Source organism: Pseudomonas lopnurensis (assembly GCF_015070855.1).
Lineage (GTDB): Bacteria > Pseudomonadota > Gammaproteobacteria > Pseudomonadales > Pseudomonadaceae > Stutzerimonas > Stutzerimonas lopnurensis.
Genome location: NZ_JADDIX010000056.1, coordinates 15,368 through 33,333, shown reverse-complemented (window position 1 = coordinate 33,333; position 17,966 = coordinate 15,368). Strand labels below are relative to the sequence as shown.

At 61.3% G+C, this 17,966-nt stretch carries 18 protein-coding genes; 9 read left to right on the top strand and 9 right to left on the bottom strand.

Annotated elements, in window-relative coordinates; translation table 11 throughout:
* The 7 genes from IN820_RS22860 to rutR form a co-directional block, all read right to left on the bottom strand.
* A partial coding sequence (locus IN820_RS22860; RefSeq protein ID WP_328822100.1) for a calcium-binding protein occupies positions 1-2,890 on the bottom strand: 2,890 nt, incomplete at its 3' end.
* On the bottom strand, positions 2,883-3,365 hold the full coding sequence (locus tag IN820_RS11075) for a hypothetical protein (protein ID WP_193681036.1): 483 nt from the start codon (positions 3,363-3,365) through the stop codon (positions 2,883-2,885). The genes IN820_RS11075 and IN820_RS22860, both read right to left, overlap by 8 nt.
* A gap of 32 nt (positions 3,366-3,397) precedes the next feature.
* On the bottom strand, positions 3,398-3,733 hold the full coding sequence (locus IN820_RS11070) for a hypothetical protein (RefSeq protein ID WP_193681035.1): 336 nt from the start codon (positions 3,731-3,733) through the stop codon (positions 3,398-3,400).
* Complete coding sequence (locus IN820_RS11065) at positions 3,703-3,990, bottom strand: hypothetical protein (RefSeq protein WP_193681034.1); 288 nt, start codon at positions 3,988-3,990, stop codon at positions 3,703-3,705. Before IN820_RS11065 ends, IN820_RS11070 begins: the two co-directional genes overlap by 31 nt.
* Before the next feature lie 200 nt (positions 3,991-4,190).
* A complete protein-coding gene (locus IN820_RS11060) occupies positions 4,191-5,615 on the bottom strand; it encodes an HlyD family type I secretion periplasmic adaptor subunit (protein WP_193681033.1) in 1,425 nt (474 codons plus the stop codon).
* A 106-nt stretch (positions 5,616-5,721) separates the two neighbouring features.
* Positions 5,722-7,869, bottom strand: coding sequence for a type I secretion system permease/ATPase (locus IN820_RS11055; protein ID WP_193681032.1), 2,148 nt, complete (start codon positions 7,867-7,869; stop codon positions 5,722-5,724).
* A 282-nt stretch (positions 7,870-8,151) separates the two neighbouring features.
* Positions 8,152-8,862, bottom strand: a complete 711-nt coding sequence (rutR, locus tag IN820_RS11050; RefSeq protein ID WP_193681031.1) for an HTH-type transcriptional regulator RutR — start codon at positions 8,860-8,862, stop codon at positions 8,152-8,154.
* A 293-nt stretch (positions 8,863-9,155) separates the two neighbouring features.
* On the opposite strand from rutR, the gene rutA reads away from it, so the two are divergent.
* The 6 genes from rutA (at position 9,156) to rutF (ending at position 13,494) form a co-directional block, all read left to right on the top strand.
* A complete protein-coding gene (rutA, locus tag IN820_RS11045) occupies positions 9,156-10,244 on the top strand; it encodes a pyrimidine utilization protein A (protein ID WP_193681030.1) in 1,089 nt (362 codons plus the stop codon).
* On the top strand, positions 10,244-10,990 hold the full coding sequence (gene rutB, locus IN820_RS11040; RefSeq protein ID WP_193681029.1) for a pyrimidine utilization protein B: 747 nt from the start codon (positions 10,244-10,246) through the stop codon (positions 10,988-10,990). Before rutA ends, rutB begins: the two co-directional genes overlap by 1 nt.
* Positions 10,991-11,048: 58 nt before the next feature.
* Positions 11,049-11,435, top strand: a complete 387-nt coding sequence (rutC, locus tag IN820_RS11035) for a pyrimidine utilization protein C (protein ID WP_193681028.1) — start codon at positions 11,049-11,051, stop codon at positions 11,433-11,435.
* Positions 11,436-11,550: 115 nt separating this feature from the next.
* Positions 11,551-12,351, top strand: coding sequence for a pyrimidine utilization protein D (gene rutD / locus IN820_RS11030; protein ID WP_193681027.1), 801 nt, complete (start codon positions 11,551-11,553; stop codon positions 12,349-12,351).
* An 11-nt stretch (positions 12,352-12,362) separates the two neighbouring features.
* Positions 12,363-12,953, top strand: a complete 591-nt coding sequence (locus tag IN820_RS11025) for a malonic semialdehyde reductase (protein WP_193681026.1) — start codon at positions 12,363-12,365, stop codon at positions 12,951-12,953.
* A gap of 13 nt (positions 12,954-12,966) precedes the next feature.
* Positions 12,967-13,494 carry an NADH-dependent FMN reductase RutF gene (gene rutF / locus IN820_RS11020; RefSeq protein ID WP_193681025.1) on the top strand — a complete coding sequence of 176 codons (528 nt, stop codon included), beginning with the start codon at positions 12,967-12,969 and terminating at the stop codon, positions 13,492-13,494.
* Positions 13,495-13,642: 148 nt separating this feature from the next.
* Here the strand turns inward: rutF and IN820_RS11015 are convergent, their stop codons facing one another.
* The gene (locus tag IN820_RS11015; RefSeq protein ID WP_193681024.1) at positions 13,643-13,972 is read right to left on the bottom strand and encodes a four-helix bundle copper-binding protein; all 330 of its coding nucleotides are present in this window, start codon (positions 13,970-13,972) and stop codon (positions 13,643-13,645) included.
* A 196-nt stretch (positions 13,973-14,168) separates the two neighbouring features.
* Here IN820_RS11015 and IN820_RS11010 point away from each other — a divergent pair, with 196 nt between their 5' ends.
* From IN820_RS11010 to IN820_RS11000, 3 genes are all read left to right on the top strand, one after another.
* Positions 14,169-14,759, top strand: coding sequence for an IMPACT family protein (locus IN820_RS11010; RefSeq protein ID WP_193681038.1), 591 nt, complete (start codon positions 14,169-14,171; stop codon positions 14,757-14,759).
* 596 nt (positions 14,760-15,355) lie between these two features.
* Positions 15,356-16,306 (top strand): adenosine deaminase, encoded by a 951-nt coding sequence (locus IN820_RS11005; protein ID WP_193681023.1) that lies wholly within the window; start codon positions 15,356-15,358, stop codon positions 16,304-16,306.
* 141 nt (positions 16,307-16,447) lie between these two features.
* Positions 16,448-16,612 (top strand): hypothetical protein, encoded by a 165-nt coding sequence (locus tag IN820_RS11000; RefSeq protein ID WP_193681022.1) that lies wholly within the window; start codon positions 16,448-16,450, stop codon positions 16,610-16,612.
* A gap of 6 nt (positions 16,613-16,618) precedes the next feature.
* Here the strand turns inward: IN820_RS11000 and IN820_RS10995 are convergent, their stop codons facing one another.
* The gene (locus IN820_RS10995) at positions 16,619-17,791 is read right to left on the bottom strand and encodes a multidrug effflux MFS transporter (RefSeq protein ID WP_193681021.1); all 1,173 of its coding nucleotides are present in this window, start codon (positions 17,789-17,791) and stop codon (positions 16,619-16,621) included.
* Between the last annotated feature and the right edge of the window lie 175 nt (positions 17,792-17,966).

Genomic DNA, 17,966 nt, shown 5'->3' with positions numbered 1-17,966 from the left:
CGCCGTTGAGGGTGTCATTACCGGCTCCGCCGATCAGGGTGTCGTCGCCGTTGCCACCATAGAGACGATCATTGCCCTCACCGCCATCCAGCAGGTCGTTACCCGCTTCACCATAGAGGGAGTCGTCACCCAAGCCACCACTCAGATGGTCGTCCGTCGCGTAGCCGGTCAGGGTGTCGTTGCCGTCGGTACTCTGGATCGCCATGACCTTGACCTGGTCGATGCTCCAGGTGGTGCCATCGGCGAAGCGGATTTCCTCCAATCGGTAGGCGCTGGTGCCGTCATTGCTGAAGTAGCTGCTGACCGTGATCTTGTCGGTGCTGTCCTTGAGCGACAGGATCAGGTTGGTGCCGGAACGGGCGATGACGATATCGTCGGGCACAATGTCTTCAGCGAAGACGATGGCATCCACCTTGTTGGCGCTGGTGTCGTAGTTGTTGAGGGTGTCCTGCCCCCAGCCACGGCCGAAGCGGTAGATATCGCTGCCGACGCCACCGTTGAGAGTGTCGTTGCCGGCGCCGCCTTCGAGAACATCATTACCGGCATCGCCATTGAGGGTGTCGTTGCCTGCTCCGCCGTAGAGGATGTCATTTCCATCCCCACCATACAGACGATCGCTACCTTCGCCCCCATCGAGGAAGTCTGCCCCAGCATTTCCATACAGATAGTCGTTACCGCCCTCTCCGAAGAGGAAGTCTGAGCGCGCGCCCCCTTGAAGGGTCGTACCGGTCTCTGTATCGATGATGACTTTCTGGTCGGCACCTAGTTGCTGTTGAAGTTCTCCGAGTTGAGAGGAGTCTAACTGGCGCACCCACTCGCCAATGACCACGATCTCGTTCGTCGCCCAGCCTCGGCTACCAGCCATCATCGATGCGAATTCAGACATGTCGACTATAGCCTTGACCGGGTTGCGGGTATGCGCTTCTTCAAGCTTTTCCAGCGCTGCGCTGAAGTCCAGACTGACACCATCTTCTCCGATGGTTATGGATACCGCGTCCATATAAGGTTTGAGGCGGGTTTGCAGAAGCAGCCCATCGTAGACGGAGTCCAATAGAGCCTGGTAGGCCTTTCTGATATTGGCTTCCTGTTGAGGTCCGAAGCTGAAATCTTCTTCGGTCAGATATAGTGTGTTGCCTAAAGGCATCCGGGCGCCGCCGGACCTGCTTTGTGCTCCAGCCTTATAGGACACGCCGATCAAGCCAGTTCTCTCGTTCTGCGTCGAGGACTGAAATTCAAAGAAATACTGATTATTGAAGACCTCAAGTACTCGCACCATTTCCAGCAGCTCTTTATTTTTAAGCTGTTCTGCTGTTGGATCCTTATCAAAGTTCCAACCGGTAGGCGTGTCGCCCAAGAGGCCACCAGCTTCTGCAGAGCCACTTGATCCGCCACCGGCCAGACCAGGAATGCGATTCTCGATATCCCAAGTATAGGAGAACTCAACATTGTAAAACTTTCCCTCTCCCAGGTCTTCCACGCGCTCATCGAATGTCCGGAAGCTTGCACTGCCCGCCCAGGCATTAACCAACTGGTTCAGCAAGGCCTGCTGCTCCGAGCGAGTTTCGGCTTGGGAGTAGTTGACAATAGTATCGCGTAGTGAAGCGCTGGTTACCGCTGCTTCTCGTAGATCACGAACTGCGCCCGAACCGCGCATATTGGCAATATCTGTCAGCTCGCTCGGAATCTCTATGGATTCACCGAACTCACGGTAGAACTGGTTATCCTCGAAATAAACGTCGCCACTGACACCCGTGCCACCACCACGGTTTTCATCCCACTCGAAGGTACCGAAACCATCAACATGGTTATTGTTACCCAAGTTCTGCTTCTTGCCGTCGGAACCAGTACCAATGCTCTTTATACCCAGATCTGCCAGTGTGAAAAGTTCACCATTCTGGCTGATACCATCGCCGTTCATATCGCGCCAGACGCGCAGATCGGCCCAGACGGCATCGTTCGCATCCAGTTTGCCATCGCCGTTTTGATCAACTGCCTGCATGGCCTCAAAACCGTCGCGGGCCTTGCTACCGTCTGCCAACAATGTATTTTCGCCAAACAGCTCCAGGCCATTATCAATGGTGCCATTACCGTTACGATCCAGCACCAGCAGGCCGTCGTCGGATTTGACCCAGCCGGTTCCGTGTTTATCACCGTCGCCATCGTGGTCGAACAGCACCTGGCCATCGGCACCGAAGGTTTCGATACCGTCGCCGTCGAGATCTAGGACGATGGGGGAGGCTGTTTTTAGGGCGAGATCGAAGTTGGTATTTACGTCTGAATTTATGCCTAATGGATCAAGATAATTGAATAGTGACTCAAAACTTTCTCCTGTAAGAATACTAAAGCCAATTGCCAGCGGAATTGAAATCCATCCCGTCAGCCCTACTAAAGCTGCCGCTAAAGCTGCACCTGCGACAGCTCCAATGAAAGCTCCAGCAGCGCCATAATAGTCCCCTTCTATTGACTTCAGACCTATATCAAGAACATCTCCTAAAGGGCCCAAAACTCCGCCTGTCTTAGCTAGAAGCTCTCTATTTAGCCCGCTTAATAGATCAGCGTTTACTTTGCTAAATGCATCTAGTCCCTGAGTCCTAAGGGCTTCCGCCTGCTGTCTGAACATCAAGGACGCGCTATCCAGAGCATTTTGAGCTGATTTTTTCATATCCAAACCAGCCTGATCGGCGGATTTGGAAAGTTCTGCTGCTCGAGTTGAAAAGTACTCGTACTGAGAGGCCAGAGTGTTTGCTATTTCAGCTCTTTTTGCTGCGTTGGCATAATCAGCTTGTGCATAGCTATTAGATATACTGCTTAGCGTGCTGGATAGTCCGCCAGAAACACTAGACCAGTAATCCTGAAATAAGCCTTCAGCAGAAACAGCTTCCTCAGACATTTTTCTCACTCCTTCCTTTGCTATTAATCAGAACCAATAATGAAGCCCAAAAAGAATAGGCCAGCAACATGAAGAACAACAATGCCCCCAGCCAATCAAACTCCACCATCAAAACTCGAACAAACCGTGAAAAGGCATTGCCTCCTCTCGGCTCGATCATACCTAGCAAGCCGAGCAATGATGAGATAACTACAGCAACAAACGCGACTATTGCCTTACCGCTAATAGCCACACGACTGACACCATATCTGCAAGATAGAAGCAACAAGACCGGAAGCTCCATCAACAAAAAAAACATCGCCCAGCTAAATTTCGAATAATTTTCAATATACCCCCCTACCCAGGCATATCTTTTCGTCACATAAGGAGCGTCTACCTCCTGTAACCCAAACAAAAAACCCAACAGAGTACTTGACACCAGCCAAAAAGCGACCATATAAAAAAAGCCCCTCTTTAAAACAATTTTATTACTCATTTTCCCACCTATCTCTCTTAGTAGTTTCATAGCTATTCATTTCTCACACCTGCTGTTTGCATCATCGCAATAGTAAAAAGCCCATAAGGCCTTGCAGCCAGATATACAGCAATGAAAAGCACTACCATCTCGGTAGGCTTCGAAGAGCCCAGAATAATCATAGGGGCAGCCAGCAATAATGCCGCTGCAAGGCAGCTCATGACTATTCTCTTAACACCAACTGATCCAGCCGACCCTCTCAACACACTATGTTCAGGAAAAAACACCATGCAGGCAGAGACTGCCAAAGTAGCTACCACAAGCTTTGAACGTTCTCCATAAAACAGTACTCCCGCCCCTAAAGCCACCATATAAACATGTTCAGCCATAGATAAACTAATCTTTCAGCCATAGAGGAGTCAGCTGGCTCTAGCCAACCGTACTGCCCATAATCAGGCGCCGACGGAGATTTATACCACTTACCATCGGCGGGATTATAAGTATACCCATTAATCTGATTTGGATCTCCATAGCCACCAATAGGCTCTGAATGAATGGCAGCCCCAACACCTAAAACCTTCGCACCTGCAATAGCGTTAACCACGGCTGCAACTCCAAACTTTTCCGCAATCTTTTCAATACTCATACCTTTAGTCATTTAATATGGAATAGATTATAAAAGCAAACACGATCAGCACAAAAAAACCAAGTAAAGATATTATGGGGTTTGCTTTTCTATCGGAAAACTCCCCTAGACTAATGATCTTAAGCGTATAAAGGCCCAGGTAATAAAAAATTAGCTGCCAGATAAAATCAAATATCATTTATTAACCTGCAATTTAGCACTTACCGCTCGCTTAGGCTCTCATCCATATATTGTTTTAAAGGACTTAGGAAGTAATCAATAACCTTGCGCTTGTCGGTCTTCACCTCTGCCCTGATCGCCATCCCCGGCGACAACGGCACCTGCTGGCTGCCAACCAGGATGCTGTTTTCCCTGAGCTGTATCCGTGCGCTGTACACCAGCCCCAGCCGTTCATCCTCGATGGCATCGTCGGAGATGCTCTGCACCGTGCCATGCACCACGCCGTACCTGGTGAAGGTGAAGGTATCCACCTTGACCTCCACTTCCTGGCCCGGGCGCACGAAACCTATATCCTTGTTCTCCAGCAGGGCCTCGACTTCCACCGGCTGGTTGCTGGGCACGACGACCATCAGCGGCTGGGCCTCGGTAACCACCCCACCGGGGGTATGGATGGCCAGTTGCTGGACGGTGCCGTCGACTGGAGCGGTCAGGCGCATCAGCCGGTCGCGCTGCTCGGCCTTGTGCAATTCCTGTTGCAGGCCGGCGGAGCGTTGTTCCGACTCATGCAGCAGGTCGAGCATGGCCCGGCGGGTCTGGGCCAGCACGCCCTGGCGGCGCCCCTCTGCCTGCTGCCTGGCCGCTTGCAGTTCCAAGACCCGGGCTTGCTGCACGGCCAGTTCCCGCTCCTGGTCGAGGCGCAGTTGTTCCTTCTCCAGCCAGGCATGCTTGGCGATATAGGCCTTGTCCAGCAGGCGCCTGTAGTCCGCCGCCAACTGGCGGGTGATGGGCAGCGACTCCTGCAATTTGGCGACCCAGGCGCGGGCCGCCTGGATTTCCGCCACGCGCTGGGCAATTTCGGCGTCGCTCTGCTCCAGTGAGCTTTTCAGCTCGAGATACTGCCCCCTCAGCCAGGTCTGCGCCGAAAGTTGCTGCGCCTCGGAGGCCTGGGGGATGCGAGCCGCCAGCGAGGCGGGTTCCCGATCCGTCTCTATGGATTCGAGCAAGGCGCTTGCGCGTGCGCTGTCCACCTGGGCGGCCAGGAGGTCGCTCTTCAGGCGCTGGACGTCGGCCCCGGTGATCTGGGTGTCCAGCTCCACCAGCAGTTCCCCGGCCTTGACGGTCTGACCATCCTGAACGTGGATCGCCTTGACCACGGCCACTTCGCTGGGCTGGATGACCTTGCTCTTGCCGCTGGGCACGACCTTGCCGGTCGCGGTGGCGACCACGTCGATTTCGCCGATGCAGGCCCAGAGCACCGCGAGCGCGGCGAAGGCCATGATGGTCCACTGGATGATGCGCGGCGCGGGATGCACCGGCGCTTCCTGCAGGGCCAGGGCGGCGGGCAGGAAATGTACCTCGTGATTCAGGCGTGATGGGGCGTCCATGGCCTTGCGCTGACGCCAGGAGTGGCGCCAGGCCTGGCGGTAACGGTCGATCAGGTCGCGGCAGGCTGAAGGTCGGCTCATGCTTGGGCGCTGCTCGTCGGTGAGTGGGACGGCCTGACCGAGCGGCGCCGGCCTGGCAGATCGATCGCGAGCAAGCTCGCTCCTACAGGGTGTCCGGTCATACGCTTCAGCCCTGTTGCAGACGATGCAGGCGCGAGTAGTGGCCGACCTGGTGGGTGAGCAGTTCGGCATGGGTGCCTTGTTCGACGATCTGCCCACGGTCCATTACGACGATACGGTGGGCATCGCGCACGGCGCTCAGGCGGTGGGCGATGATGATGACCGTGCGTCCCTGGCAGATGGCCTGCATGTTCTGCTGGATGATGCGCTCGGACTCGTAGTCCAGGGAGCTGGTGGCCTCGTCGAAGATCAGGATGCGCGGGTTGCCGATCAGCGCGCGGGCGATGGCGATGCGCTGGCGCTGCCCGCCGGACAGCGATGCGCCATGTTCGCCGACCACGGTGTCGTAGCCTTCCGGCAATTCCAGGATGAATTCGTGGGCACCCGCCAGGCTTGCCGCCTGCATCACCTGCTCGATGGGCGCGCCCGGATCGGTCAGGGCGATGTTTTCGCGAATGCTGCGGGCGAACAGCATGTTGTCCTGCAGCACCACGCCGATCTGTCGGCGCAGGGAGGACACATCGGCCAGCGCCAGGTCCATGCCGTCGACCAGTACCCGGCCGCGTTCGGGGGTGTACAGGCGCTGCAACAAACGGGTCAGGGTGCTCTTGCCCGAACCGGAGCGGCCCACCACGCCGATTATCTCGCCGGGCTGGATGTGAAGACTGATACCACGCAGGACTTCCGAGCCATCCGGTCGGTAACGGAAATGCACCTGGTCGAACTCGATCTGCCCCTTCAATGGCGGCAGGGCGCTACGGGTGGCCTGGGACAGTTCGGTGCGGGTATTGAGGATATCGCCCAGGCGCTGCACCGAGACGCCGGTCTGCTGGAAGTTGGTCCACAACTGGGCCAGCCGCATGATCGGCTGCGAAACCCGGCCGGCCAGCATATTGAAGGCGATCAGCTGGCCCACGGTCAGATGACCTTCGATCACCAGCCGCGCGCCCAGCCACAAGGTGGCCACGGTAACCAGCTTGCCGATGAAACCGACGCTTTCATTGGCGAGGGTGGATAGGGTCTGGGTCTTGAAACTGGCCGCCACATAGCCCGCGAGCTGGTTGTCCCACTTGCGATTGATCTGCGATTCGACCGCCATGGATTTCAACGTGTCGATGCCGTTGACCGTCTCGACCAGAAAGGCCTGGTTCTCCGCGCCGCGCGAGAAGCTCTCGTTGAGCCGAGCGCGCAGAACCGGGGTGATCAGCAACGAGATCACGAAGTACAGCGGCAATGAAAGAATCACCACGAGGGTCAGCCAGCCGCTGTAGAAGAACATCACGGCGATGAACACCACCGAGAACAGCACGTCGAGTATCAGCGTGATGGCATTGCCGGTAAGGAAGCTGCGGATGTTCTCCAGTTCGCGCACCCGCGCCACCGAATCACCGACCCGGCGGGCCTGGAAATAGGCCAGCGGCAAGGTCACCAGGTGGCGGAACAGGCGGGAGCCCAGCTCCACGTCGATACGGCTGGCGGTATGCGCGAACACGTAGCTGCGCAGACCGGAGAGCAAGGTCTCGAAGATCATGATGCCGAGCAGGCCGATGGCGATCACGTCCAGTGTCGACAGGCCACGATGCACCAGCACCTTGTCCATCACCACCTGGAAGAACAGTGGCGTGAGCAGCGCGAAGATCTGCAGCACGAAGGACACCAGCAGCACTTCGCCAAGCAGCTTGCGGTACTTGACGATGGCCGGGATGAACCAGGTGAAGTCGAAGCGCGACAACTCGCCGGCCAGCGAGGCTTCGGAACGGATCAGGATCAGCTCGCCGGCCCAACGGGCCTGCAGCTGTTCCAACTCCACGACTTCGGGCCGTTGTGCCTGCGGGTCATGGATCAGGGCCTGGCCCTTGCCCTCGTCGATGCGGGCGATGATGAAGAAGCAGCCATCCTGGTCGGCTGCGATGGCGGGCAAGGGTGTATGGGCGAGACGCTTCAGCGTACTGCGTGCGGACTTCGCCTTCAGGCCAAGTCGCTTGGCGGCGAGAAGTAGCTCGGCGCGGCCAAAAGCCCGTCCGTCTTCGGTGAACTCATGCGCCAGTTGTTCGGCCGAGGCGGCTACGTTGTGGAAACGCGCCAGCATAATCAGGCAGGCGAGACCGCTATCCAAAGCGGAATGATCCGCTGACTCCTGCCGCTGATCGGCCATAGTTTCATCCCTGAAAAGCAACCAAAAAGTTATGGCCAGAATCCAAACCGGCCAAACGATCGCTTAAATAAATCCAGGCCCCATGAGCCGTCAAATAAACCGATAAAAAACGTGATGCAAATCCCAACTGATTTTCGTGGTAGTTGGGTGCGTCGCCAGGCTCGTTTGTTTTTAGGCAGGAATGCCAGATTGGAATGGCTATTAAAAATAAGTTCCTATTTCATCACTCTCTTAGCCATGCCCCGATTATCCGCCTATCGCGCATTGCCTTGAAGACCCCACCTAGCGCGGCCGAATCCCGTCGAGTATCAGTGACTGCAAACTCTGCAGTGCTTCTTCGAAGAACGCCGGATCGTCCAATGTCTTGCCGGCGACGGCCTCGACCTGCACGCGGAAATCGGCGTAGTGCTGGGTGGTGGCCCAGAGGGAGAAGATCAGGTGGTGCGGCTCGATGGCGGCGAGTTTGCCGGCGTCGATCCAGGCCTGGATCACCGCCACCTTGTTCTCGACGAGGTCGTGCAGGGGTTGTTGCAGTTCGCCCAGCAGCAACGGCGCGCCCTGCATGATCTCCATGCAGAACAGCCGCGATTCGGCGGGGTGGTCGCGGGACAGTTCGAGCTTCACCCGCAGATAGTCACCGATGGCTTCGACCGGGTCCTGCTCGGCGCTGAAGGCCTGCAGCGGTTGCAGCCAGACGTCCAGCAGCTGGCGCAGGACGTTGACGTAGAGTTCTTCCTTGCTGCCGAAGTAGTACAGCAGGTTGGTCTTGGATACGTCCGCCTGGGTCGCCACCTGGTCGAGGCTGGTGCCGTGCAGGCCGAAACGGGAGAACAGATCGAGCGCGGCCTGCAGGATCGTGGCGCGCTTGCTTTCGATCATGCGCAAACGGCGGTTCTGCGCACTGGCGCTCGGCTCGCGGGCTGCGCCCTTGTTCCGGGGCGTCTTGCTGGCGGTGAGGCGCTTGCGGGGCGGTACGGGGGGCTGGTCTGTCACGGGATTACCGGCTGGGCTCGAACGAGCCGCTACTGTAGCGCGCGACGAGGCCACTGCGCACGAACGGCGACGCCGACCCAAGCGCCCGCACGTTTTGCACGATCTTCGTGCAGCACGCACAAACCAGGTGCTCCGATTCGGACCAAATGGTCCATAACGAATCACACAAATCACCTATCATATTGATTTAAAAGAATAATCTATTTATGGCCTGCTTCCTGCTAAAGCACCATTGACTCTGCCCGTCACGTTCGGGCAGCGCTTTCTAGCCATTGCGTACAGAGGTGCTTCCCATGGATGTTGGTGTTTTCATCCCGATCGGCAACAACGGCTGGCTCATTTCCGAGAACGCGCCGCAGTACATGCCGACCTTCGAACTCAACAAGGCCATCGTGCAGAAGGCCGAGGGCTACGGTTTCGATTTCGCGCTGTCAATGATCAAACTGCGCGGTTTCGGCGGCAAGACCGAATTCTGGGAGCACAACCTGGAGTCCTTCACCCTGATGGCGGGCCTCGCCGCCGTCACCAGCAAGATCCAGTTGTTCGCCACCGCTGCCACCCTGACGCTGCCGCCGGCCATCGTCGCGCGCATGGCCGCGACCATCGACTCGATCTCCGGCGGGCGCTTCGGCGTCAACCTGGTCACCGGCTGGCAGAAGCCGGAATACACGCAAATGGGCATGTGGCCGGGCGACGAGTTCTTCGGCACCCGTTACCAGTACCTCGGCGAATACGCCCAGGTGCTGCGCGACCTCTGGGAAACCGGCCGCAGCGACTTCAAGGGCGAGCACTTCCAGATGGAGGACTGCCGCGTCAGCCCTAAGCCGCAGGCGGACATGAAGATCATCTGCGCCGGCTCGTCGGATGCCGGCATGGCCTTCTCGGCACAGTACGCCGACTACAACTTCTGCTTCGGCAAAGGCGTCAATACCCCGACCGCCTTCGCCCCGGCCACCGAGCGCCTGCTCAAGGCCACCGAGAAGACCGGCCGCAGCGTCACCTCCTGCGTGCTGTTCATGGTGATCGCCGACGAGACCGACGAAGCCGCCCGCGCCAAGTGGGAACACTACAAGGCCGGCGCCGACCAGGACGCCATCGCCTGGCTGGGCGAGCAGGGCGCGGCGGACAAGACCTCCGGCAGCGACACCAACGTGCGGCAGATGGCCGACCCGACCTCGGCGGTGAACATCAACATGGGCACCCTGGTCGGCTCCTACGCCAACGTGGCGAGGATGCTCGACGAAATCGCCACGGTGCCCGGCATGCAGGGCGTAATGCTGACCTTCGACGATTTCCTCGAGGGCGTCGAAGCGTTCGGCCAGAAGATCCAGCCGCTGATGCACAGCCGCCGGCACGTCACCGCGCTGCAGGAGTCCGCCTGATGAACGCCGCCGAACACTTTTCCGGCTACGGCCTGGCCCCGACCGGCGCCACGCTGAAGCTGCCGGCGCGCCCCGAGCCGCTGGCGCTGAAGGCCAGCGAGACCGCGCTGATCGTGGTCGATATGCAGAACGCCTATTCCACCAAGGGCGGCTATCTGGACCTGGCCGGTTTCGACGTGTCGACCACCGGGCCCGTGATCGAGAAAATCCAGCAGGCCATCGCGGCAGCCCGCGCCGCCGGCATCCAGGTGATCTTCCTGCAGAACGGCTGGGACGACCGCTACGTCGAGGCCGGCGGCCCGGGCTCCCCGAACTGGCACAAGTCCAATGCGCTGAAGACCATGCGCCAGCGCCCGGAGCTGGCTGGCACGCTGCTGGCCAAGGGCGGCTGGGACTACCAACTGGTAGATGAACTCAAGCCGCAGCCGGGCGATATCGTCGTGCCCAAGCCGCGCTACAGCGGGTTCTTCAACTCGCAGCTGGACAGCACCCTGCGCGCCCGCGGTATCCGCAACCTGGTGTTCACCGGCATCGCCACCAATGTCTGCGTCGAGTCGACCCTGCGCGACGGCTTCCACCTGGAATATTTCGGCGTGGTGCTGGCCGATGCCACCCACCAGGCCGGCCCCGCGTTCGCCCAGCAGGCGGCGCTGTACAACATCGAGACGTTCTTCGGCTGGGTCTCCAGCGTGGCGGATTTCTGCAGCACCTTCGCCCCGGCCGAGGCCACCGTCACGACGCGCTGACCAGAACGATAAATCGCCGCCTCGCTGCGGCTCATTCGCCTTGCAAGGAATCACCGACATGCCCAAGCAATCGATCATCCCCGCCGGCTCCGGCAAACCCCTCGCCCCCTACGTGCCGGGTTCCATGGCCGACGGCGTGGTCTACGTCTCCGGCACCCTGCCGTTCGACAAGGACAACAACGTGGTCCACGTCGGCGACGCCGCCGCGCAGACTCGTCACGTGCTGGAAACCATCAAGGGCGTCGTCGAGGCCGCCGGCGGCAGCATGGACGACGTCACCTTCAACATGATCATGCTCACCGACTGGGCCAACTACGCCAAGGTCAACGAGGTCTACGCCGAGTACTTCCCCGGCGAGAAACCGGCGCGCTATTGCATCCAGTGCGGCCTGGTGAAGCCCGACGCGCTGATCGAGATCGCCAGCATCGCCCACGTGGGCAGGTGATCGGCCCGGCGCACCGTAGGGCGGATTGCAACCCGCCGGTTGCCGTTTCGGCCCAATGCCGGCGGGTTTCACCCGCCCTACAGGACGGCGCCACCTCATCGTTGGAGGTTACGACATGCACTATGAACTTCACGGCCGCATGGAGCCGGACGCCCCCACCCTGGTGCTCAGCTCCGGGCTCGGCGGCGCGGCGGCGTTCTGGACGCCGCAATTGCCGGCGCTGACACAGGACTACCGGGTGCTGGTCTACGACCAGCGCGGCACCGGCCGCAGCCCGGCGAACCTGCCGGCGGGCTACTCCATCGGTTCCATGGCGGTCGAGCTGCTGGAATTGCTGGATACCCTCGGCATCCGTCGCTGCCATTTCATCGGCCATGCCCTCGGCGGGCTGGTAGGCCTGCAGATCGCCCTGCTGCGCCCGCAGCTCTTGCAGAGCCTGGTCCCGATCAATGCCTGGAGCAGCCCCAACCCGCACAGCGCCCGCTGCTTCGCCGTGCGCCTGAACCTGCTGCGCGACAGCGGCCCGGCCGCCTACGTGCAGGCGCAATCGCTGTTCCTCTACCCCGCGGACTGGATCGCCGCCAACGGCGAGCGGCTGGCGCGCGACGATGCCCATGCCCTGGCGCATTTCCCGCCGACGACGAATCTGGTGCGGCGCATCGAGGCGCTGCTCGCCTTCGATATCGAGGCCGAACTGTCGCGCATTTCCACGCCGACCCTGCTGATCGCCAACCGTGACGATATGCTGGTGCCCTGGCAACGCTCCCGGCATCTGGCCGAGCGCCTGCCCAACGCACGCCTGCAACTGCTGGAGTATGGCGGCCACGCCTCCAGCGTCAGCGACAGCGCACCCTTCAACCGACTCCTGCTGGAGCACCTGGCGCAGATGCGCGACCAGGCGGCGACGGCAGCCTGAGGAAACCGAACATGACCACTCCCCTCGATCCACGCGCGCTCGCCAGCCTGTTCAACGAAGCCCGCACCCACAGCGCCTGGCTGGACAAGCCGGTACCCGACGCCCTGCTGCACGAACTCTACGACCTCGTGCGTCTCGGCCCGACCGCGGTGAACAGCTGCCCGGCACGCTTCGTCTTCGTGCGCACGCCCGCGGGCAAGCAGAAGCTCGCGCCCTGCCTGTCCAAGGGCAACCTGGACAAGACCATGGCCGCGCCGGTGACGGTGATCGTCGCCTACGACGAGGATTTCCCCGAAACCCTGCCGGAACTGTTCCCGCACGCCGACGCGCGCAGCTGGTACGCCGGCCAGCCGGCGCTGATCAGCGAGAACGCGCTGCGCAACAGCTCGCTGCAGGCTGGCTACCTGATCCTCGCCGCGCGCGCGCTGGGGCTGGACACCGGGCCGATGTCCGGCTTCGACGCCAAGGCCCTGGACGAAGCCTTCTTCGCCGGCACCACCTGGAAATCCAACCTGCTGATCAACCTCGGCTATGGCGACGCCAGCAAGCTGCGCGATCGCCTGCCACGCCTGCCCTTCGAGCGGGCCTGCGTCCTCGCCTGATGGAGAACCGACCATGCAACTGGCTCAATGCGAACCCGCTAGCGAACTCATACCCCCGGTGATCAGGCAGGACTACCGCGATGCCATGGCGCACCTGGCCGCGGCGGTCAACGTGATCACCAGCGACGGCCCGCACGGCCGCGTCGGCTTCACCGCCACGGCGGTATGCAGCGTCACCGACGATCCGCCGACGTTGCTGGTGTGCCTCAATCGCGCGGCCTCGGTGCATCCGATGGTCACCGCCAACGCCCACCTGTGCGTGAATACCCTGGCCAGCGACCAACGCGAACTGTCCAGCCTGTTCGGCGGCAAGACGCCCATGGCCGAACGCTTCGCCGCCGCCGAGTGGAGCGTCGGCGTCACCGGCGCGCCACTGCTCGACGGCGCGGCAGTATCCTTCGATTGCCGCATCAGCCATAGCGCCAGCGTCGGTACCCACGACATCCTCTATTGCGAGGTGCTGGCCGTGCGCCAGCGCGACAGCGCCGACGCCCTGGTCTACTTCGGCCGCAACTATCACGGGCTTTCGAGCGCCGGCTAGCAGGCCGTTGAAAAACGTCGGCGAGGCAGCCAGGGCAAGGCGCAACAACCAACGGGAGCAACAGCCGAAGGCCGGCCCGGAGGGCGAGCGCCAGTAGCAGGGTGGGCTTCAGCCCACCGAAACCTGTCAGTGCGCCGTCCCGCGGCCATCAGGCCGCCATCCGCTCGCATTCCTCGGCGCACTGGCGGCAGGCCTGCGCGCACGCCTGGCAATGATCGTGCGAATGCCGGCCGCACTCCTCGGCACAGTCCCGGCAGACCTGCGCACAAAGTTTGCACAAAGCCTTGGCGTAGTCACTGTCCCGGGTCATCAGCACCGCCGCGATGGCGCACATGTCGGCGCAATCACGGTCGAGCTGGATGCAGCGGGCCATCATCTTCACGTCGTCCTCGCGCAGGCAGGACGCCGCGCAGGTCTCGCAGACCAGCGCACAGCTGGAGCAGGCCTGGATGCACGACTGGTAGCTGGGATTGAGCATGGGATTTCCTCCGTTGGATGCAGCGAAATGCGGTATCGCGGTCCTTCGTCACGACCACGCGTAGACCGCGCCTTACTCAGTAGGGCGCGCGCCGCCCGCGAAGTTCAGCCCGTTCGCCGGATGGCACAGGCAGCGCTGCCGCACCCGGGCCGCTACAATGGCCACCCCACTCATGCCCGCCTGCGCCAGACTCGCCATGCCCTTCACCCTCGCCACGTCCTGTGAATTGCTGGAAGTCATCAGCAAGAGCCGTTTTCTCGCCAAGGCGGCCCCCGTATCGAGCGCCGACGAAGCGCTGGCATTCATCCAGGCGGTCAGCGACCCCAGCGCCACGCACAACTGCTGGGCCTGGAAGATCGGCAACCAGTACCGTTTCAGCGACGATGGCGAGCCGGGCGGCACCGCCGGTCGACCGATGCTGACGGCCATCGAAGGGCAGGATTTCGATCGGGTGGCGGTGGTGGTGATCCGCTGGTTCGGCGGTATCAAGCTCGGCACCGGCGGCTTGGCGCGCGCCTATGGTGGCACCACGGCGAAATGCCTGCAGGCCGGCGAGCGCACCGAGCTGGTGGCGCGCTCGCGCTGCCGCTGCCACTGCCGGTTCGCCGAGTTGGCCTTGCTCAAGGCACGCCTGGCGGACTTCGAGGCGCTGCTCGAAGGCGAACGCTTCGATGCCGAAGGCGCCACCCTGGATATCGCCCTGCCCGCCGCCAGCCTGCAGCCCCTCGAGCGGCTGCTCGCCGACATCAGCCGAGGTCGCAGCCAGCTGGACGTGCTGGACGAATGAACCGCCTCCTTGACCGCCACACCCAGGTGATCGGCCCGGTAGGTTGGCGCTGAGCGCAGCGAAGCCCAACAGGCTCAGCCACGGAACGTGTCGCTTCGCTCCTCAGGCTACGCGCCCAAACCGCGCCCGCAACAGGCTATGGGAGAGAGAGTTTCCGTTGCCCACAGATACTGTGGGCGCCGCTGTGGATAACCTCTGGATGCCATGCTGCAACGCTGGGTCCGTGCGGCCCCGAAGGCACTGCTCATTTTTTGAGCAATCACCCCATCACGCGCCCGCGTAGGACCTTAAACCATTGAATCAAGTGCTTTTTGACTCATCAGTCCGATAATTAAGGATGGCCATCCCTCCTGTTCGTCAGGTCTGTAAGTTATGCCCGAATGGCGTGGAGAACTTTGTGGATAAGGTCGGGAACAAACGCGGCGGAGCCCGTCAGCAGTGGGCTGCAGGGCACTGGTCAATTTATCGCCAATCACCGGCTCGTCATCGAAGGGCAACAGCATAGGAGTACAAGCACCTTCCACCGCAAGACTGGCATATCCGTTGCTGCAGCCCCTGGCTAGAATGCCCCATACCCGGACGACGAGAATCCAGCAATGTACGAATCGCTCAACAATCTGCCCAAGGCCGAATTGCACTTGCATCTCGAAGGCTCGCTGGAACCCGAGCTGCTGTTCAGCCTGGCCGAGCGCAACAAGGTCACCCTGCCCTGGAAGGACGTGGAAACCCTGCGCGAGGCCTATGCCTTCAACAACCTGCAGGAATTCCTCGACCTCTACTACCGCGGCGCCGACGTGCTGCGCAGCGAGCAGGACTTCTACGACCTGACCTGGGCCTACCTGCAGAAATGCGAGGAACAGAACGTTATCCACACCGAGCCGTTCTTCGATCCACAGACGCATACCGATCGCGGCGTGCCGTTCGAAGCGGCGCTCAACGGCATCAGCGCGGCGCTGGCCGACGGCCGCGAGTTGCTCGGCATCAGCAGCGGGCTGATCCTCAGCTTCCTGCGCCATCTGCCGGAAGAGGACGCCTTCAGGACGCTGGAACAGGCCATGCCTTATCGCAATGCCTTCTTCGCCGTGGGCCTGGACAGCTCCGAGGTCGGTCATCCGCCGAGCAAGTTCCAGCGGGTCTTCGACAAGGCGCGCGCCGAAGGCTTGCTCACCGTCGCCCATGCCGGCGAGGAAGGCCCGCCGGATTACATCTGGCAGGCGCTGGACCTGCTCAAGGTCAGCCGCATCGACCACGGCGTGCGCGCCGCCGAGGACCCCAGGCTGATCGCCCGGCTGGTCGAGGAACAGATACCGCTGACCGTCTGCCCGCTGTCCAACACCAAGCTCAAGGTGTTCGCCGACATGCGTCAGCACAACATCCTCCAGCTGCTGGAACTGGGCGTGAAGGTCACGGTGAATTCCGACGACCCGGCCTATTTCGGCGGCTACGTCACGGAGAACTTCATGGCCCTGCACGAAAGCCTGGGGATGACCGAGGCGCAGGCCCGGCGCCTGGCGCAGAACAGCCTGGATGCGCGCCTGGCGTACTGAGAACCTGCCGACGATCGGCTGCGCGCCGGCCCTGCGGCATCAGAACAGGCTCTGAAGCGGTCGGCGGGTATTGATACCCATCAAAAGCGCAAGGCCCGGTCTCGACTAGACTGGGCTTTCCTTTTCCACGAGGTGATCGCCATGAACATTCTCGTCCGCCCTTTGACGCCCTTCCCCGACAGCGCCTGGCAGGTGCGTCTCGACCGCCACAATGTCACCTTCCGCAATGAAGCCGAGGCCAAGGCCTTCGTCGACACCCTGCGCCAGCGTCTGAAAGCGCCGCACCCGCTGCCGGTCAGCGCCTGAGCCGCCTCATTCCGTGCTGGCGCGTGCCGTGCCATAGGCGACGACCGTCGCCAGCAGCCCGCACAGACTGATGATCGCCGCCAGCGGCACCGCCGTGCCGTTGTGCAGCGCGCCAACCGCCGAAGCGGCCGCCGCGGCCACGCCGAACTGCAGGCTGCCGAGCAATGCCGAGGCACTGCCGGCGTTGGCGCGCTGATCGGCCATGGCGCAGGCCGTAGCGTTGGGCATCAGGCAACCGAGGCAGGCCACGCAACAGAACAGCGGGATCAGCAACGGCCACAGCGCCACCGGTCGCGCCGCGGCGACGGCCAGCAGCACCAGCGCGCTGAGGAAGAAGAACCACACCCAGCGCCGTACCCAGAATTCCGGACCGCGCCAGCGCACCAGCCGCACGTTGACCTGGGCCATCAGGATGAAACCGGCGGCATTGATGCCGAACAACCAGCCGAAATGCTCGGCGGGTACGCCATACAGTTCGATGAACACGAACGGCGAGCCGGCGATGTAGGCGAACATCCCGCCCATGCACAGCGCGCCGGTGAGCACGTGACCAAGGAAGAAGCGGTCCTGGAACAGGCGCCGATACTGGCCCAGGGCGCCGGAAATGGGCTGTCGCGCGAGCCCGGCCGGATAGGTTTCGGGCAGCCACAGCGCCACGGCGATCAGGCAAGCGGCGCTGAACAGCGTCAGCGCGATGAAGATCGAGGGCCAGCCGAACGCCGCCAGCAGCGCACCGCCCCCGAGGGGGGCAAGGATCGGCGCCAGCCCCATCACCAGCATCAACTGCGAGAACACTTTCGCACTGGTCATCGGGTCGCAGAGATCGCGCACCACCGCGCGCGCCACCACCATCCCGGCGCAGCCGCCCAGAGCCTGAACGAAACGAACACCGATCAGCCAGTCCATCGACGGTGCGAAGGCGCTCGCCAGCGACGCCAGGGTGAACAGCACCACGCCGACCAGCAGCGGCCCGCGCCGGCCGTAGCGATCGGCCAGCGGTCCGTAGGCCAGCTGGCCAATCGCCAGGCCGATGAAATAGGCCGCCAGCGAAAGTTGCACGTGGTCGACGCTGGTCGCGAAATGCCGCGCCAGCATCGGGAACGCCGGCAGATACATGTCGATGGCCAGGGGGCCGAAGGCGCTGAGCGCGCCCAGTATGAGGAGAATCCGCAACTGCATCAGAGGCTCACAAGCAAAGGGGAGACAGGGTGCCGATGTCATTCGAGCCGGCTCGAATGCAGACCCCGGACATTTACAGGAGTGCAAGATGCTGTTACATACACAACCGATTGTAAACCTCCAACGCGACGAGTCGCGCCATTACACTGGCCAGCCCCTCGCTACTGGAAGCCCT

What these genes read in the sequence shown, in the direction of transcription:
- IN820_RS11075 (WP_193681036.1), bottom strand. Translation starts at nt 3,365, where the DNA reads ATGAGTAATAAAATTGTTTTAAAGAGGGGCTTTTTTTATATGGTCGCT.
- IN820_RS11070 (WP_193681035.1), bottom strand. Translation starts at nt 3,733, where the DNA reads ATGGCTGAACATGTTTATATGGTGGCTTTAGGGGCGGGAGTACTGTTT.
- IN820_RS11065 (WP_193681034.1), bottom strand. Translation starts at nt 3,990, where the DNA reads ATGAGTATTGAAAAGATTGCGGAAAAGTTTGGAGTTGCAGCCGTGGTT.
- IN820_RS11060 (WP_193681033.1), bottom strand. Translation starts at nt 5,615, where the DNA reads ATGAGCCGACCTTCAGCCTGCCGCGACCTGATCGACCGTTACCGCCAG.
- IN820_RS11055 (WP_193681032.1), bottom strand. Translation starts at nt 7,869, where the DNA reads ATGGCCGATCAGCGGCAGGAGTCAGCGGATCATTCCGCTTTGGATAGC.
- rutA (WP_193681030.1), top strand. Translation starts at nt 9,156, where the DNA reads ATGGATGTTGGTGTTTTCATCCCGATCGGCAACAACGGCTGGCTCATT.
- rutB (WP_193681029.1), top strand. Translation starts at nt 10,244, where the DNA reads ATGAACGCCGCCGAACACTTTTCCGGCTACGGCCTGGCCCCGACCGGC.
- rutC (WP_193681028.1), top strand. Translation starts at nt 11,049, where the DNA reads ATGCCCAAGCAATCGATCATCCCCGCCGGCTCCGGCAAACCCCTCGCC.
- rutD (WP_193681027.1), top strand. Translation starts at nt 11,551, where the DNA reads ATGCACTATGAACTTCACGGCCGCATGGAGCCGGACGCCCCCACCCTG.
- IN820_RS11025 (WP_193681026.1), top strand. Translation starts at nt 12,363, where the DNA reads ATGACCACTCCCCTCGATCCACGCGCGCTCGCCAGCCTGTTCAACGAA.
- rutF (WP_193681025.1), top strand. Translation starts at nt 12,967, where the DNA reads ATGCAACTGGCTCAATGCGAACCCGCTAGCGAACTCATACCCCCGGTG.
- IN820_RS11015 (WP_193681024.1), bottom strand. Translation starts at nt 13,972, where the DNA reads ATGCTCAATCCCAGCTACCAGTCGTGCATCCAGGCCTGCTCCAGCTGT.
- IN820_RS11010 (WP_193681038.1), top strand. Translation starts at nt 14,169, where the DNA reads ATGCCCTTCACCCTCGCCACGTCCTGTGAATTGCTGGAAGTCATCAGC.
- IN820_RS11005 (WP_193681023.1), top strand. Translation starts at nt 15,356, where the DNA reads ATGTACGAATCGCTCAACAATCTGCCCAAGGCCGAATTGCACTTGCAT.
- IN820_RS11000 (WP_193681022.1), top strand. Translation starts at nt 16,448, where the DNA reads ATGAACATTCTCGTCCGCCCTTTGACGCCCTTCCCCGACAGCGCCTGG.
- IN820_RS10995 (WP_193681021.1), bottom strand. Translation starts at nt 17,791, where the DNA reads ATGCAGTTGCGGATTCTCCTCATACTGGGCGCGCTCAGCGCCTTCGGC.